General features: G+C 41.4%; 16 protein-coding genes. 11 read left to right on the top strand and 5 right to left on the bottom strand.

Translation table 11 applies throughout. The features are described from left to right. Positions 1 to 30 precede the first annotated feature (30 nt). Positions 31 to 1401, bottom strand: coding sequence for a uracil-xanthine permease family protein (locus tag FTT71_RS10610; RefSeq protein WP_004972426.1), 1371 nt, complete (start codon positions 1399 to 1401; stop codon positions 31 to 33). Between the two features lie 172 nt (positions 1402 to 1573). Here FTT71_RS10610 and typA point away from each other — a divergent pair, with 172 nt between their 5' ends. Further along, positions 1574 to 3412 carry a translational GTPase TypA gene (gene typA / locus FTT71_RS10605; protein ID WP_104853091.1) on the top strand — a complete coding sequence of 613 codons (1839 nt, stop codon included), beginning with the start codon at positions 1574 to 1576 and terminating at the stop codon, positions 3410 to 3412. 199 nt (positions 3413 to 3611) lie between these two features. Further along, complete coding sequence (mscL, locus tag FTT71_RS10600) at positions 3612 to 4046, top strand: large conductance mechanosensitive channel protein MscL (protein ID WP_004972423.1); 435 nt, start codon at positions 3612 to 3614, stop codon at positions 4044 to 4046. A gap of 91 nt (positions 4047 to 4137) precedes the next feature. On the opposite strand, the gene FTT71_RS10595 is transcribed toward mscL, so the two are convergent. Together FTT71_RS10595 and mutM are read right to left on the bottom strand one after the other, a co-directional pair. Further along, complete coding sequence (locus FTT71_RS10595) at positions 4138 to 4416, bottom strand: peptidylprolyl isomerase (protein ID WP_096901561.1); 279 nt, start codon at positions 4414 to 4416, stop codon at positions 4138 to 4140. Further along, positions 4413 to 5273 (bottom strand): bifunctional DNA-formamidopyrimidine glycosylase/DNA-(apurinic or apyrimidinic site) lyase, encoded by an 861-nt coding sequence (mutM, locus tag FTT71_RS10590; RefSeq protein ID WP_004972419.1) that lies wholly within the window; start codon positions 5271 to 5273, stop codon positions 4413 to 4415. Before mutM ends, FTT71_RS10595 begins: the two co-directional genes overlap by 4 nt. 288 nt (positions 5274 to 5561) lie before the next feature. Between mutM and FTT71_RS10585 the strand changes: the two genes are divergently transcribed. Continuing rightward, positions 5562 to 6698, top strand: a complete 1137-nt coding sequence (locus tag FTT71_RS10585) for an NADH:flavin oxidoreductase/NADH oxidase (RefSeq protein ID WP_154321009.1) — start codon at positions 5562 to 5564, stop codon at positions 6696 to 6698. A gap of 123 nt (positions 6699 to 6821) precedes the next feature. After that, entirely contained in the window at positions 6822 to 7754 is a 933-nt protein-coding gene (locus FTT71_RS10580) for an AEC family transporter (RefSeq protein ID WP_096901559.1), read from the top strand. Between the two features lie 102 nt (positions 7755 to 7856). Here FTT71_RS10580 and FTT71_RS10575 read toward each other — a convergent pair whose 3' ends face one another. Beyond that, on the bottom strand, positions 7857 to 8663 hold the full coding sequence (locus FTT71_RS10575) for a tetratricopeptide repeat protein (RefSeq protein WP_180159010.1): 807 nt from the start codon (positions 8661 to 8663) through the stop codon (positions 7857 to 7859). Positions 8664 to 8849: 186 nt separating this feature from the next. Then, positions 8850 to 9572, bottom strand: coding sequence for a folate-binding protein YgfZ (locus FTT71_RS10570; RefSeq protein ID WP_004972410.1), 723 nt, complete (start codon positions 9570 to 9572; stop codon positions 8850 to 8852). A 256-nt stretch (positions 9573 to 9828) separates the two neighbouring features. On the opposite strand from FTT71_RS10570, the gene acnD reads away from it, so the two are divergent. The 7 genes from acnD to FTT71_RS10535 all read left to right on the top strand — a co-directional run bounded on the left by acnD (position 9829) and on the right by FTT71_RS10535 (position 15985). Next, positions 9829 to 12435 carry a Fe/S-dependent 2-methylisocitrate dehydratase AcnD gene (gene acnD, locus FTT71_RS10565; protein WP_096901558.1) on the top strand — a complete coding sequence of 869 codons (2607 nt, stop codon included), beginning with the start codon at positions 9829 to 9831 and terminating at the stop codon, positions 12433 to 12435. A gap of 296 nt (positions 12436 to 12731) precedes the next feature. Continuing rightward, positions 12732 to 12962, top strand: coding sequence for an antitoxin (locus tag FTT71_RS10560; RefSeq protein WP_004972406.1), 231 nt, complete (start codon positions 12732 to 12734; stop codon positions 12960 to 12962). Next, positions 12962 to 13381 (top strand): type II toxin-antitoxin system VapC family toxin, encoded by a 420-nt coding sequence (locus FTT71_RS10555; protein WP_180158998.1) that lies wholly within the window; start codon positions 12962 to 12964, stop codon positions 13379 to 13381. Before FTT71_RS10560 ends, FTT71_RS10555 begins: the two co-directional genes overlap by 1 nt. A gap of 130 nt (positions 13382 to 13511) precedes the next feature. Next, on the top strand, positions 13512 to 13655 hold the full coding sequence (locus tag FTT71_RS10550; RefSeq protein WP_096901556.1) for a hypothetical protein: 144 nt from the start codon (positions 13512 to 13514) through the stop codon (positions 13653 to 13655). Positions 13656 to 13762: 107 nt separating this feature from the next. Further along, on the top strand, positions 13763 to 14335 hold the full coding sequence (locus FTT71_RS10545) for a DUF4126 domain-containing protein (protein WP_180160941.1): 573 nt from the start codon (positions 13763 to 13765) through the stop codon (positions 14333 to 14335). Positions 14336 to 14900: 565 nt separating this feature from the next. Beyond that, the gene (locus FTT71_RS10540; protein WP_004972400.1) at positions 14901 to 15152 is read left to right on the top strand and encodes a DUF6868 family protein; all 252 of its coding nucleotides are present in this window, start codon (positions 14901 to 14903) and stop codon (positions 15150 to 15152) included. A gap of 119 nt (positions 15153 to 15271) precedes the next feature. After that, positions 15272 to 15985 (top strand): SIMPL domain-containing protein, encoded by a 714-nt coding sequence (locus tag FTT71_RS10535; RefSeq protein WP_178319260.1) that lies wholly within the window; start codon positions 15272 to 15274, stop codon positions 15983 to 15985. Positions 15986 to 16080: the final 95 nt, after the last annotated feature.

Genomic DNA, 16080 nt, shown 5'->3' with positions numbered 1-16080 from the left:
CAGCTCAGACAGTGTTTTTTGGACATGCAATTACTTTTTAGTTTCAGGAAGCACAATATTTAAAATGAGTGCTGCAATACCGCCTGTTGCAACGCCTGAACTGAAAATATTACGGAATAATTCAGGTAAGTGTTCCAGAATTTGTGGCACTTGTGCAACACCTAAGCCTAAGCCCAATGAAATTGCAATAATCAGTAAGGCACGACGATCTAAAGCGACACCTGAAAGAATATTGATTCCCGAAGCGGCAACGGCACCAAACATCACCATCACAGCACCACCTAGTACGGCTTGAGGCACAGCCTGAATCACACCTGCAACTGCAGGAAGTAAACCTAAAATGATGAGTAGGGCAGCAATCCAGATGCCGACATAACGGCTAGCAACACCTGTAAGTTGAATCACGCCATTATTTTGGGCAAATACCGAACTTGGAAAGGTGTTGAAAATCCCTGCCAAGAATGAGTTAGCGCCATTTACCAATACACCGCCTTTAATGCGTTGCATCCATTGTGGGCCATCGACAGGTTGATTGGAGAGTTTAGAGGTCGCGGTAATATCACCAATGGCTTCTAATGACGTCACCAAATAAATAAATGCCAATGGAATGAATAAGCTCCAAGAGAAATCCAGTCCAAAATGCATCGGAGTCGGCACTTGTACCAGAGGGGCATCTTTCAGACCTGAAAAGTCGAGATGACCCATCATGCCTGCCATTGCATAACCAATCACCAAGGCAATTAAAATGGCAGAGCTTTTAATCCACGTGATATTGATGCGGTTCAAAATAATAATAATTGCCAAGACGGTACACGACATAATCAGGTTGTCGGTATTGGCAAAGGTATTATTGCTCATGGCTTGGTAGCCACCGCCCATACTGATTAAACCTTCTTTAATTAAGGTCAAACCAATGAGAAGTACCACAATACCAGTGACCAATGGGGTAATCAGCTTTTTGACCCACGGTAAAATTTGCGATACGCCCATTTCAATAAACGAACCTGCAATGACCACGCCAAAAATTGCCGCCATGACCGATTCAACAGGTGTGCCTGCGGCGACCATAGCAGAGCCAATACCAATGATTGGGCCAATAAAGTTAAAACTGGTGCCTTGCACAATGAGCAAACCTGCACCAAAAGGGCCGACTTTTTTACATTGTAAAAAGGTTGCAATGCCTGAAATGACCAAAGACATTGACAAGATCATGTTGGTATCTTGTTTGGAAACACCTAAAGCCAAGCAAATTAAGAGACCTGGTGTGACAATTGGAACAATAATTGCCAGTAAATGCTGAAAAGCTGCTAAAAAAGCGATGAATGGTTTTGGACGGTCATTCAGACCATAGACCAAATCGAGCTGGTCTTTTGGGTGGGGAGAGTGGTTTAAATCAGACATGAGTCATAAAAAATTGCAAAAGTGGCGCTATTCTAATCGAGTTACACAGCTTTACAAAACCCAAAGCACGCCACTCATCAAAAAAAATTGTGTGTGTCAATAAAGTGTCACTATAAAACTTTAGTATTTTTCTGTATAATTTGCCCTCAAATTTATAGCGTATTGAATTTAAATGTCTGATATTAAAACTCTCCGCAACATCGCAATTATTGCGCACGTTGACCACGGAAAAACAACTCTTGTGGATAAACTTTTACAACAATCGGGCGCACTCGGTGAACGAGCGGGCGAGATTGAGCGTGTCATGGATTCAGGCGCTATTGAAAGTGAACGTGGTATTACCATTCTTGCAAAAAACACTGCAATCAAGTGGTTAGACAAACGTACTGATACTGAATACCGCATTAACATTGTGGACACCCCGGGACACGCCGACTTCGGTGGCGAAGTTGAACGTGTAATGTCGATGGTGGATTGCGTACTTCTTTTGGTTGACTCACAAGAAGGCCCAATGCCACAAACACGTTTCGTAACGCAAAAAGCGTTCGCACGTGGTTTGAAGCCAATCGTGATCATCAACAAAGTAGACAAGCCAAACGCGCGTCCAGACTGGGTTATTGATCAAGTATTTGACTTGTTTGATAACTTGGGTGCAACCGATGACCAATTAGACTTCCCAATCGTATATGCATCAGGCTTACGTGGTGTTGCTGGTCCTGCGCCAGACGAATTAGCGGAAGATATGACGCCGTTATTCCAAACAATTGTAGATATCGTCGAGCCACCAGCAGTTGATGTTGATGGTCCATTCCAAATGCAAGTCTCTTCACTTGACTATAATAGTTTCGTGGGTGTGATTGGTGTGGGTCGTATTCAACGTGGTTCTGTGAAATTGAATACACCTGTAACCGTGATTGACCAAGAAGGCAAAACACGTAACGGTCGTATCTTAAAAATCATGGGTTACCACGGTTTAGAGCGTATCGACATCGAATCTGCATCTGCAGGTGACATCGTTTGTGTAACAGGCATGGACGAATTACATATTTCTGACACGATTTGTGATCCGAAAAATGTAGAAGCTTTACCGCCGCTTTCTGTAGACGAACCAACCGTATCGATGACATTCCAAGTCAACAACTCACCTTTTGCGGGTAAAGAAGGTAAGTTCGTGACTTCACGTAACATTCGTGAACGTCTAGACCGCGAATTAATTCACAACGTTGCACTTCGTGTAGAAGATACTGACAGTCCAGACCGTTTCAAAGTATCTGGTCGTGGTGAGCTTCACCTTTCTGTATTGATTGAAAACATGCGCCGTGAAGGCTTCGAAATGGGTGTATCTCGTCCGCAAGTCATCTTGAAAGAGATTGATGGCGAAATGCAAGAACCATACGAAAACGTGACTTTTGACGTAGAAGAACAGCACCAAGGCGCTGTGATGGAACAAATGGGTAACCGTAAAGGTGAGATGACCAATATGGAAGTAGACGGTAAAGGTCGTATCCGTATTGAAGCCACTGTGCCTTCACGTGGTTTAATTGGTTTCCGTTCTGAATTCATGACCATGACTTCTGGTACGGGTATCATGACGTCAAGCTTCTCACACTATGGCCCAATGAAAGCAGGTCAAGTTGCCAAACGTCAAAACGGTGTGTTGATCTCTATGGTTCAAGGTACGTGCTTGGGTTATGCATTGTTCAGCTTGCAAGACCGTGGTCGTTTATTCGCCAAGCCTCAGTTAGAAGTTTACGAAGGTATGATCATTGGTATTAACTCTCGTTCAGATGATATGGTGGTTAACCCAACCAAAGCGAAACAGTTAACAAACGTACGTGCTTCTGGTACTGATGATGCGTTGACACTGGTACCTGCAATTGAATTCACGCTTGAACAAGCGCTTGAATTTATTGAAGATGATGAGCTGGTTGAAGTAACGCCAAAGTCAATTCGTATCCGTAAGCGTTACTTGACTGAAAACGAACGTAAACGTAACCGTTCTGGTAAATAAGTTTTAAAAATGATGTTGTCCTCATGCGGGGCAGCAAAATTTAAAAATGCCATCAATTTATTGATGGCATTTTTTGTTTAAAATTAGCAAACCAATATATAAAAGCAGATGATTTCCGAGTAAATTACGTGGAAATGAAGCTATAAAATTAATGTATACTTCGTCACATAAATTAAAGTCAAAAAAACTGGAGATTTAAATGAGTATTATTCAAGAGTTCCGCGAATTTGCGGTAAAAGGTAACATGATCGACTTGGCTGTCGGTGTGATTATTGGTGGGGCATTTGGTAAAATTGTTGACTCATTAGTGAAAGATATCATCATGCCATTGATTACTGTGATCACTGGCGGTGGTGTGGATTTCACACAAAAGTTCTTTGTTTTGGGCGATAACCCAAACAATTTACAGTCTTTAGATGAGTTAACCAAAGCAGGTGTAAATGTCCTGACCTATGGTAACTTCCTTACGATTTTAATTAACTTCATTATTTTGGCATGGGTGGTGTTCTTAATGGTGAAAATGATTAATCGTATGCGCCGTAAACAAGAAGAAGCAGCGCCAGAACCAGCAGCAACGCCAGAAGATATCGCGTTGCTACGTGAAATTCGTGATGAATTGAAAAAACGTCAATAATTTTTAATACGCAATCAAAACAAACGGCGCTTTATGCGCCGTTTGTTTGCACCCTATTCTCTAGGATGGAGAGGCGCTGAAGGCATAAAAATTACATCCGAAACTTTACTTCTACCAAATGAAAACCAAACTGACTTTTTACAGGTCCGTGTAGTACGCGTTCTGCTGCGGTAAACACTAATTTATCAATGACGGGTACCAATTGTCCTTTTTTGACCTCACCCAATTCCCCACCTTTTTTTCCTGAAGAGCAGGTCGAAAATTGTTTGGCAATTTTGGCAAAATCAGCACCTGATTGAATCCGCTTTTTCAGTTGTTCACAGGTTTCTTTATCTTTCACTAAAATATGACGCACAATAGCGGTTCTCATACTTTTTTACCTCGTTTGCTTGTTGCAGCTTTAGTCGAAGTGAGTACTTTTTTCAAAGGCTGACATTCAGGACAAAATACCGAGGCACGTTGGCCCAGTTTTAAATTTTCTAGTGTGGTTTCACAGTTCACACACATTTCACCTGCACGTCCATACGCCAACAAGGTTTGTTGGAAATAGCCATTTTCGCCCATCGCATTGCTGTAATCACGTAAGGTCGAACCGCCTAAATCAATCGCTTGTTTTAAAATGCGTTTGATTTCGAGCACTAGTTTTTCAATCTGTTTCAAACTGAGTGATGATGCAGGTTGTGCAGGGTGAATACCTAAATTAAACAGACTTTCCGTGGCATAAATATTGCCCACACCCACCACGACATGGTTATCCATAATTGCAACTTTGATGCCAACATTTTTGTTTTTGAGCTTCTGTGCAAGATAGTCGGGGTTAAAGGCATCACTCAACGGCTCAGGGCCAAGTGGATCTATCAGTTTGCGTTGAGAGCTTTCATTTAGCCATAAAATACAGCCAAAGCGACGTGGGTCGTGGTAGCGCAATTGTATATCTTCAAACTGAATAATCAAATGGTCGTGTTTGCGTAAATCTTCCTGCGCATCGCAAAGACGAAAACTGCCCGACATGCCTAAATGCCACAACATGCTGTCCTGTTCAAATTGCGCCAGAATGTATTTGGATCTGCGGGTCAATTGCAGTAATTTTTGTCCTGTGAGTTTATGTAGGTTTTCTGGAATGGGCCAGCGTAAATTGGCTTGACGTACTTCTACATTCAGGACTTTTTGATCAAGTAGCGGCAATAGACTAGTTTTGGTAGTTTCAACTTCTGGTAATTCTGGCATGGTACAAATTCAATCCGCTTTTAGAAATTAAGCAGGCAAGGACATACAGTAATGCGCTTAATATTGGGCATTATCCATAGAATACAAGCCATAGTGTGCTGTCGCAAAATTATTCTGTGTAAAACAAAAGCAGGCTTTGCAAAAACCATACAACACGTTATAAATAAATCATTTTTAAACATCTATTATAGAAAAACCATCTAAAACAGATGGCAGATTCTGAGTGATTACTTCTTTTTTATTTAATGATTCGCTTTTGGTGAATCGCACTGTATGAGGGCTTGCAGCGTGACATTACTTTTTCAGCCGATTCAATTTGGATCACTGCAACTTGCCAACAAAATTGTTATCGCCCCGATGTGTCAATATTCTGCCAATGAACAAGGTGAATTGAGCTATTGGCATGAGCAGCAATGGGCCAATTATGCCTTGTCGGGCGCAGGGATGTGTATTGTAGAAGCCACGGCAGTGCAGGCAGCAGGACGTATTAGTTATGCAGATTTAGGCTTATGGAATGACATGCAGCGTGCGCAGATGAAAGCACTATTGCATAAAGTCAAAAGTATATCGCCTATGCCATTTGCTGTGCAGTTGGCACATGCGGGTCGTAAAGCTTCAACCGATAAACCGTGGCAGGGCATAGGACAGTTTGCACCGAATGAAGAACATGGTTGGCAGACGGTATCGGCCAGTGAGTTGCCATTTCAATCGCACGAACATCCACCGCATGCTTTAACGCAAGATGAAATTCAACAGGTCATTGCAGACTTTGCCAGCGCCGCAGTACGAGCGGTGGATGCAGGTTTTGACTTAATCGAAATTCATGCCGCACATGGCTATTTATTGCATCAATTTATGTCGCCATTGTCTAATCACCGCCAAGATGAATATGGCGGCAGTTTGGAAAATCGGATTCGCCTTACATTGGAAGTATTTCAAGCGATTCAAAATGCTGTTCCACAAGGCTATCCAATTGGGGTGCGAATTTCTGCAACAGACTGGATGGATGATGCAGATGGCTGGAATGTGGAATCTTCTGTGGGTTTGGCAAAGGCACTAGAGCATTTAGGTGCGGCTTATATTCACGTGTCTAGCGGAGGTTTGCATGTCGATCAAAAAATTGATGTGCATGCGGGTTATCAAACGCCGTTTGCTCATGCAATTAAGCAAGCTGTAAAAATCCCTGTAATTGCGGTGGGTTTGATTACTGAAGCGATGCAGGCAGAAGGTATTTTGCAATATGAACAAGCCGATGCAATTGCGATAGCACGTGCCATTTTATATGACCCACGTTGGCCATGGCATGCTGCGGCAGAATTGGGCGAAAAAATTGAAATTGCCCCGCAATATTTACGATGTCAGCCGCATGGGTTCCGTACTTTATTTGCGCCGTTTAAATCAACAGATACGGAAGTGGAATCCTAATATTTTATCTGCTTAAAATAAGTGAAACTTACACTATTTTGCCGTGCTTTATCGGGAGCTTCGGTGTAAGCTAAATCAGTAAAACCATGTCGATCATGGGCAACACTGAAAAAGGATGTCAGGGTGTTACTGAGTATTTTATTTCCCATTTGTACCGTAGTACTGTTGGGATATTTTGCCGTCAGAAGCCAATTTATTGAGACCAGTGCGATTCAGTTTCTAGGTCAATTTGTCATGAAAGTGGCGTTGCCTGCATTTCTATTGCAGGCATTGGCCAGTAAAAGTTTGTCAGAAATCTGGCATCCCGCTTATTTTTTAGGTTACGGTGGCGGTTCTATTCTGCTGTTTATCTTTGCCTTTTTACTGTATCGGCATTATTTTAATTCAAACTTAACCCATGCCAGTGTCTTGGCAATGGGTGCATCAATGTCAAATACAGGGTTTATTGGCACTGCTATTTTGACTTTGTTGATTGGCAGTCAATCGGCAATTTATTTGTCTTTAACTTTAATTGTCGAAAATTTAATTATTGTGGCATTGATGCTGATTTTGGCAGAACGAGGGCTACAATCTTCAGCGAAATCAGGTTGGCAGGTGTATGCCGAAACTGTGCAGCGCTTACTGAAAAATCCAGTAATTTTATCTATTTTATTGGGTATGCTGTGCGTATTGTTGAATTTCAAACTGCCGCAAGCTATTGCACAAGTGCTGGAAATGTTGGGCAAAACTGCTTCACCTTTGGCTTTATTTGTGATAGGTGGAAGTTTGGTCGGCATGCAAATCAAGTCGGTGAATTTGCAAAGTATTGTTTTGGTTGCATTCAAAGTATTGCTGATGCCACTCACGATTTTTGGAATTTTATGGGCATTAGATGTGAACCGAGAAATGCTATTTGTCGGGACTTTGCTTGCGGCTTTACCAATGCCAATTGCCTTTGGTATTTTCGGGCAGCACTATGGTTTACATGAAAAAGCCTTAGCCCCCTTGGTGTTGAGTACAGTTTTTGGTTTTGTGATGGTGGCGATTTTATTGACACAATCGGGTAAGTATTTATAGCATCGGTATCGAAGTGCTCAAATCATAAAAAAAGTCTGTACCATGCTGATACAGACTTTTTTAAAAATTTCTCTGATTAATAGCTTTTATAAAGAAACTATCTTAACTTTTCTTAGCGGTTGCCTTGTTGGAAGCTTTGGCTTGATCTGCCATCATTTTTTCAACCACAGCCAATGATTCTTTGGCTTGCGCTACATTTTCCTGTGCCAGTGAGGCAAAAATCTTTTTCGCTTCAGGCAAGTTTTGCGGCACGATATTGCCATTCACAAACATATTGCCCACTGCCATGAGTGCAGGAATATAACCCTTTTGCGCCAAGTTTTGAATGCTTTGCAGCCCTTGCTTAATTGGTGCTTCATCTTTGTTTTTAAAGCCTGTGCTAATTTCGTACAAGGCTTTTGCATGTATGGCTTGATAATGATCTTTGGCAATTAAAGGTTGTAATAGTTTTAAACCTTTTTGGTCAGATGCTGCCGTATTTTCCGAGAAATATAAAACGGCTAAATCGACTGTGGCATCATTAAAACCCTGATTGGATGCCGTCTGTAAATATTGTTTGGCTTTAGCAGCATCCTGTTTTAAACCCAGTGCGCCAGTAAGATAGTTTTTGCCTAAAACATAACTCGCAACTGGGTAGCCTTTTTGGGCAGATTGCTCATACAACTGAATGGCTTTCTTTTCATTTTTTGCTGTGCCTTGTCCAGTTTGTGTCAAATAGCCTAAGTTATACATGGCTTGCGCATTGCCTGTTTTGGCAAGCTTTTCTAATTCCTGATAGGCATCTTTAACCTTGTTGGCTTGCATTAATTGTTCAATTTTGGCAAAAGCAGGATCGGTTGGAATGTTGCTATTTGCCATACTGATGCTGCTAGATAGGGCGATTGTACCCGCAATGAGTAGTTTTTTCATCATTTGAGTTGTACCTTGTTCTCTTTTACACATCATTCCGTTGATGTGCGTTTTGTTTTTACAGTGGTGCATTCATCATAAGTTGAAAAGTGTGAATGTAAATATAAAAAATGTGTACGAATGCTTTTTCATTGTCATTTGAAGGGAATCTTGCGACTCCCTTAACCTGAGCGGGTGGAATCTATTTTATTGCGGACGTGCAACATCGCCATTCAAATGTTCAGGCAAAGCCAATACTTGTACAGCTAACTCTTCCAAAGCACTTGGTTTGGCAACCACCAACGCTTTAAAACCTTCTGCAGTCGCTATGCTATTCACCACTTCCACATCATTATTCAGTTTGGCGGCAGGTGCAGGGGCTTCGCCTGAACCCTGAATTAAATGCAACCAATGTTTTGGTTTGGCTTTAAACCATAAACGTGCCACGACTTCCTGACCCAAATAACAGCCTTTGTCATAATGCACGCCATCTCGTTGATGCAAACGCAATTCCTGCGGTTGAAACACTTCTGCTGTTGAGGCTTGAATCCATGCCTGACCTGTTTCAATCGCTTGTAGTTGCCATGCGTTTAAATCAGTCACTTCAGCTGAAAATTCAGTTTGATTGCCCTGAATGGTTGGGTAAACCGTACCGATGGTTTCAAGCTGCATTTTTGAAAATGCACCAAACTTTTTAATGTGTTTGGCTAAATCTTCGGCTTGGTCGGCTGTGCTGATGATTTCAAAACATTCGGACGAGATTTTTTTAAGCCAGAAGCCAAACTGAACGCGTCCTTTTAAACTGCAAATTGCGGTATAACAGGTTGTATTTTCAGCTAATGTTTCGACATTGACTGTTACCTGACCTTGCAGGAATTTTTGTGCATCGACACCGTTTAAACTTAAAGCACTGAAAGCTAAATCGCGCATGAATAACCTTTCACATTGAAATCTAAGACTAAAGAATGAGGTCAATTTTGCGCTATTTTTCAAAAAAAAGCATTTTTAGGGCAAGAATTTTACTTAAAATGTAATTAAATGTTTCAAAAACCCCTGTTTTTATATTTAAGTGTATGAAATATATAGGATTTGGGAAATGGGTTTTTGGCAGCGTACAATGCTTTCGACGGGTGGAAACAATCATCCCATAAGATGTTGAGAACAATAGAGTAAGGGCGAATACCAGATGAATAACAACTACCGCAAACCACTGCAAGGCACTCAGCTCGATTTTTATGACGTGCGACAAGCCGTTGAAGATATCCAGCCAGGCGCTTATGCCAAACTTCCTTATACCTCAAAAGTACTTGCAGAACAGTTAGTGCGCCGTTGTGATCCTGCAATTTTAGAACAATCTTTAAAACAATTGATTGAGCGTAAACAAGAGCATGATTTTCCGTGGTATCCAGCGCGTGTGGTATGTCACGACATCTTGGGGCAAACTGCGCTCGTTGACTTAGCAGGTTTACGTGATGCAATTGCCGATCAAGGTGGCGATCCTTCTAAAGTGAATCCTGTCGTACCTACCCAGTTAATTGTCGATCACTCTTTAGCTGTGGAATATGGCGGTTTTGACCCAGATGCTTTCCGTAAAAACCGTGAAGTGGAAGATCGTCGTAATGAAGACCGTTTCCACTTTATTGAATGGACGAAAACTGCATTTGAAAATGTTGATGTGATTCCTGCAGGCAACGGCATCATGCACCAGATTAATCTGGAAAAAATGTCACCAGTCATTCAAAACCGTGAAGGCATTGCATTCCCAGATACTTGTGTGGGTACAGACTCACACACACCACATACCGATGCTTTGGGTGTCATTTCTGTAGGTGTAGGCGGTCTTGAAGCTGAAAACGTGATGTTGGGTCGTGCTTCTTGGATGCGTCTGCCAGACATTATTGGTGTGGAGTTGGTCGGTCAGCGTCAGGCTGGTATTACGGCAACGGACATCGTATTGGCTTTAACCGAGTTTTTGCGTAAAGAACGTGTGGTCGGTGCATATTTAGAATTCTTTGGTGAAGGTGCAGATAGCATGTCGGTGGGGGATCGTGCCACGATTTCCAACATGACACCTGAATATGGTGCAACTGCCGCTATGTTCTACATCGATCAAAACACCATCGACTATTTAACCTTAACAGGTCGTGAAGCAGATCAGGTCAAACTGGTTGAAACTTATGCTAAAGAAATTGGTCTTTGGGCATCTGAAATGACACAGGCAGAGTATCCACGTGTATTACGTTTTGATCTTTCAACGGTAACTCGTAATATTGCAGGCCCATCGAATCCGCATGCACGTGTTTCAACAGCAGACCTAAAAGAAAAAGGCATTGCAGGTGTGGTTGAAAACCGTACCGATGGTTTAATGCCAGATGGTGCCATCATCATCGCTGCGATTACTTCTTGTACCAATACCTCAAACCCGCGTAATACTGTAGCAGCAGGTTTGTTGGCACGTAAAGCCAATGAGTTAGGTTTAGTACGCAAACCTTGGGTGAAATCATCATTTGCACCAGGTTCTAAAGCGGCTGCATTGTATTTGGAAGAAGCAGGCGTACTGAAAGACTTAGAAAAACTTGGTTTTGGTATTGTGGCTTATGCATGTACCACCTGTAACGGTATGTCGGGCGCATTAGACCCAGCGATTCAACAAGAAATCATTGACCGTGACTTGTATGCGACTGCGGTGCTGTCGGGCAACCGTAACTTTGATGGTCGTATCCATCCGTATGCGAAACAAGCATTTTTGGCATCGCCACCGTTGGTTGTGGCTTATGCGATTGCAGGAACGATTCGTTTTGACATCGAAAAAGATGCTTTGGGCACAGATCAAAATGGTAACCCGATTTATCTGAAAGATATTTGGCCATCTGATGCTGAAATTGATGCTTTGGTGAAAGAATCGGTTAAACCTGAACAATTCCGCCAAGTGTACATTCCAATGTTCGATTTGGGAGAGTCGGAAAAATCTGAAAGTCCACTCTACGACTGGCGTCCACAAAGTACTTATATCCGCCGTCCACCATATTGGGAAGGTGCATTGGCTGCGCCACGTACTTTAGCCAATATGCGTCCGTTGGCAATTTTGGGCGATAACATCACCACAGACCATTTATCTCCATCGAATGCGATTATTTTAGACTCGGCAGCAGGGGAATATTTGGCAAAAATGGGCTTGCCAGAAGAAGATTTCAACTCTTATGCAACGCATCGCGGTGATCATTTGACTGCACAGCGTGCAACTTTGGCGAATCCGAAATTGTTTAATGAAATGGTGGTACGTTCAGACGGCACAATTAAGCAAGGTTCTAAAGCGCGTGTTGAGCCAGAAGGCGAAGTAATGCGTATGTGGGAAGCGATTGAAACTTATATGAACCGTAAGCAGCCGTTAATTATTATTGCGGGTGCAGATTATGGTCAGGGTTCAAGCCGTGACTGGGCTGCAAAAGGCGTGCGTCTTGCGGGTGTGGAAGCGATTGTGGCTGAAGGTTTTGAGCGTATTCACCGTACCAACTTGGTGGGTATGGGCGTATTGCCACTTGAGTTTAAAGCGGGTGTTAACCGTAAAACTTTAGGTTTGGATGGTACGGAACTTTATAGCGTGATTGGTAATATTGCGCCACGTTCGACTTTGACTTTGGTGATTGAGCGTTCAACGGATGATGGTAAAAACCAAACAATTGAAGTGCCAGTAACTTGTCGTTTAGATACCGAAGAAGAAGTATCTGTGTATGAGGCGGGCGGTGTATTGCAACGCTTTGCGCAGGATTTCTTGGAAGGGAATGTGGCTTGATGATGTTTTAAGAATCTTCTTTAATTTTTCTTCTTTAAAGAAATGTTAGAGAATGATTATTGTTGAGAAAAGACCTCATTGTTAAGTGAGGTCTTTTTTTTTTGGAAGATGAATATATTGTGAATTAAACAGCAAACTCCTTGTAAACCTAACTTAATTTTCTAAAAAGTATCTTTCATTCAAAAAATCAGCAGTTATCAAAAACAATAAAATTTAAAAGTAGAAGTTTATTTGGTTGAAAAACACCCAATAAATACCTATCATAAGATATGTATCAAAAACGATGGAGTAGCCCAATGACTACCGCAAAAGTTTTTATGACAGGACGAAGTCAAGCCATTCGATTGCCTAAAGAATTTCGCTTTGAAGGCAAAGAAGTTGAAATCTTTCGTCGTGGTGATGAAGTGATTCTTCGTGAAAAACCAGTCACGGTAGATCGGTTATTTAAAGCGTTATCCCAAATGCCAAATGACTTTTATGCAGATGAAAGAGAAGATCTGCCGCCTCAAGAACGGGAAATGTTCTAATGCAAGTACAATATTTATTAGATACAAATATTTGTATTTACATTATTAAATACCAACCTGAAATTGTGCGTCAGTATTTTGAAAAACATCTTCCGCATCGAAATATATTAATTTCTGTCATTACGTTGGGAGAATTACGTTTTGGTGCAGAAAAAAGTCAACATAAAGAAAAGGCTTTAAAAGTCATAGATGAATTAACATCAATGATTCAAGTGGTTGAATTGGATGAAAATGTTGCACACCATTATGCAGAAATACGCCAGAACCTTGCATCTAAGGGGCAGATCATTGGCGCAAATGACTTATGGTTAGCAGCACATGCACGTGCAAATCATTGGGTCATGGTCACCAATAACGAAAAAGAATTTACTCGTGTCGATGGATTAAAAGTCGAAAACTGGGTATCTAATCCTTTGTAAGTGAGTTAGATTTTTTATAAAAATCATCCTTTGCCTAACTGCCCTCATCACCCGTCAAAATGGACAATAGACAATCATCACAGAATAGATATACTGGATTGACCATTTCTAAACCACACGGAGAACAAAGATGGTAACTGCAGGTGATAAACCAGGAACAGGCTTCTATTTTTGTGTCCAATGCGGGCATCGCGTTTACTTAGAAATTGGTACAGACCGTCTACCACCGTGTACCAAATGCCATGGCACCGAATATAACAACAAGGTTGCCTAAGCTACACGACTTAAAACAGCTGATCCTGTTTTTAATCTAAAGCCCTATCACCCGATGGGGCTTTTTGCTATTTTACCTAAAGAAAACCCAAGGCAATGAGGTACAACATGGAAACAATACTCGGTTTATGTGTCGGCATTGGGCTAAGTGCTGCCAGTGGTTTTCGGGTTTTCGTACCTTTATTGGTTATGAGTGTTGCCGCTCTCATGGGTTGGTTTGAACCCTTAAAAGGTTTTGAATGGTTGGCGATGCCTGCTGTTTGTCTGGCTTTGACCGTGGCAACAATCAGTGAAATTGCTGCGTATTATGTACCGTGGGTTGATAACTTACTCGATACCGTTGCAACGCCTGCCGCCATGATTGCAGGTACACTCACCACAATGGCTGTAAGCAGTGGCGAAATGTCGCAATTTGCCAGTTGGGCTTCGGCCATTATTGTCGGTGGTGGAACAGCAGGTGTGGTGCAAATGAGTACAGTTGCGGTACGTGGTGTATCAACCGCAACCACAGGCGGTGTTGCTAATCCTGTAATTTCAACAGGAGAGTGGATTGGGGCTGCCGTACTTTCAGTGTTGTCTTTCATTGTGCCTGTATTGGTGGTTTTTGTAGTGCTACTGACCTTAATTTGGGCAATTCGCTGGATTCGAGGCAAAAAGAAAGTTGTTGAATCCTCAACATAGGTTTTTGGGTCAGTTTGAAAATATTTTAAAAACAAGCATGGTAATAAATTTGATATTTGAGCTTTATTTGATGATTTAAGTGCATAAAAAATGTCTATTTGGAAAATTTTTTAAAATATGACTTAAAAAGTGATAAAAATTTTAAAAATTAATCAAAATAAAATCATTTCGGGGAAACAATCCCATCCTCAAATCACTACTATATATCTCAAGGGTGTGATGGGGATCGAAAAGAGTAGATTGCTACCAGTTGCGTACAACGTGCGTGTAGTACTTACCCAAAAGGTCTCGATTCGGCTTAGGACGCTATAAACCAGAAGTTTATAGGCTATAAGATCATGGCTTATCCAGCATGATAGTTGAAGTAAACCACAGTTGTTTTCCCTAACACCCTAAAGAATATTGTTAAAAATATAAAAAACAAAACATGATCAAGAAAATAAAATCCAGACAAAATAAAAACTTAAATGAATTTTAAACCATCTTTCAGCTACAAAACTCCCATCAAATTTTTCATTCAAATCTGTTAATTTGCAATAATCATCTACATCTAATTAGGTGTGATATGAGTGTTGATTACGATTTTTGGTGTCGTTTATTACTGACCTGCGCACTGATTAACTATGCCATTTTAATGCTGTGGTTTGTGGTGGTGATTTTCGCGCATGACTGGCTGCGACAGTTACATGGTAGATGGTTCAAATTGTCAGATGCAAGTTTTGATGCCATTCATTATGGCGGCATGGCAGTCTATAAAATTGGGGTATTGCTATTGAATATTGCGCCACTCATTGCGCTGTATATGATGCGACCTTAATTTAAAACTCTATAAACAAGCATCGAAAAGCATAGAAACAACCGCTTTAGACAGTACATTAAAAACACACGGTCATTGAAATAGAGGCGAAAAGCCCGCAATTTGAGGAGTTGGCAAACATGAATCAATTTAAACCTGCATTGATTTTAGGCGGTCTAATTTGTTTGGGAATGGTGCTCGCAGGTTGGATATTGGGCAATAGCGCACTCAAAATTAAACAATATGAGCGTGTGGTTTCAGTCAAAGGTTTGTCTGAACGTGAAGTAAAAGCCAATGTGGCGGTGTGGCCAATTCGTTTTAGTACTGCCAGTCAAGACTTGGCAGCGCTATACGACACCATGCAAAGCCAAACCTCCCAAATTCAAAACTTTTTAAAAAATGAAGGTTTTAGTTCTGAAGAAATTACCATTGCGGCACCTGTAATTACCGATAAATACGCCCAGCAATATGGTGGCGATGGTAATGTTGCTTTACGTTATACCGCACATCAAACCATTACGGTCTATACCAAAAATATTGATAAAGTGCGCAGCGCACAAAGTCGCTTGGTCGATTTAGGTAAAAATGGAATTGCCTTTGGCGGTGAGGATTACGGGCAACGCACCGAATATTTATATACGCAACTAAATGACATCAAACCTGCCATGATTGAGCAAGCCACACAAAATGCCCGCAGTGTTGCAGAAAAATTTGCTGCAGATTCTGACAGTCGTTTAGGCAAAATTAAATCGGCCAATCAGGGCGTATTTAGTATTGAAGACCGTGACAGCAACACGCCATATTTGAAAAAAGTACGTGTGGTGTCTACGGTGGAATACTATTTAGCAGACTAAGTTTCGCAGACTAAGTTTCGCAGACTAAGTTTGGCAGATTTAGCTTGGCAGACTCAGCCAATTCAAAATCTAAATCTTTACACTAAAAAGTACAT

Origin of the sequence: Acinetobacter sp. YH01004 (assembly GCF_013420455.1) — a bacterium.
GTDB lineage: Bacteria > Pseudomonadota > Gammaproteobacteria > Pseudomonadales > Moraxellaceae > Acinetobacter > Acinetobacter towneri.
Note: the sequence above shows the minus strand (reverse complement) of the source record. Positions and strands in the feature narration are given on the sequence as shown.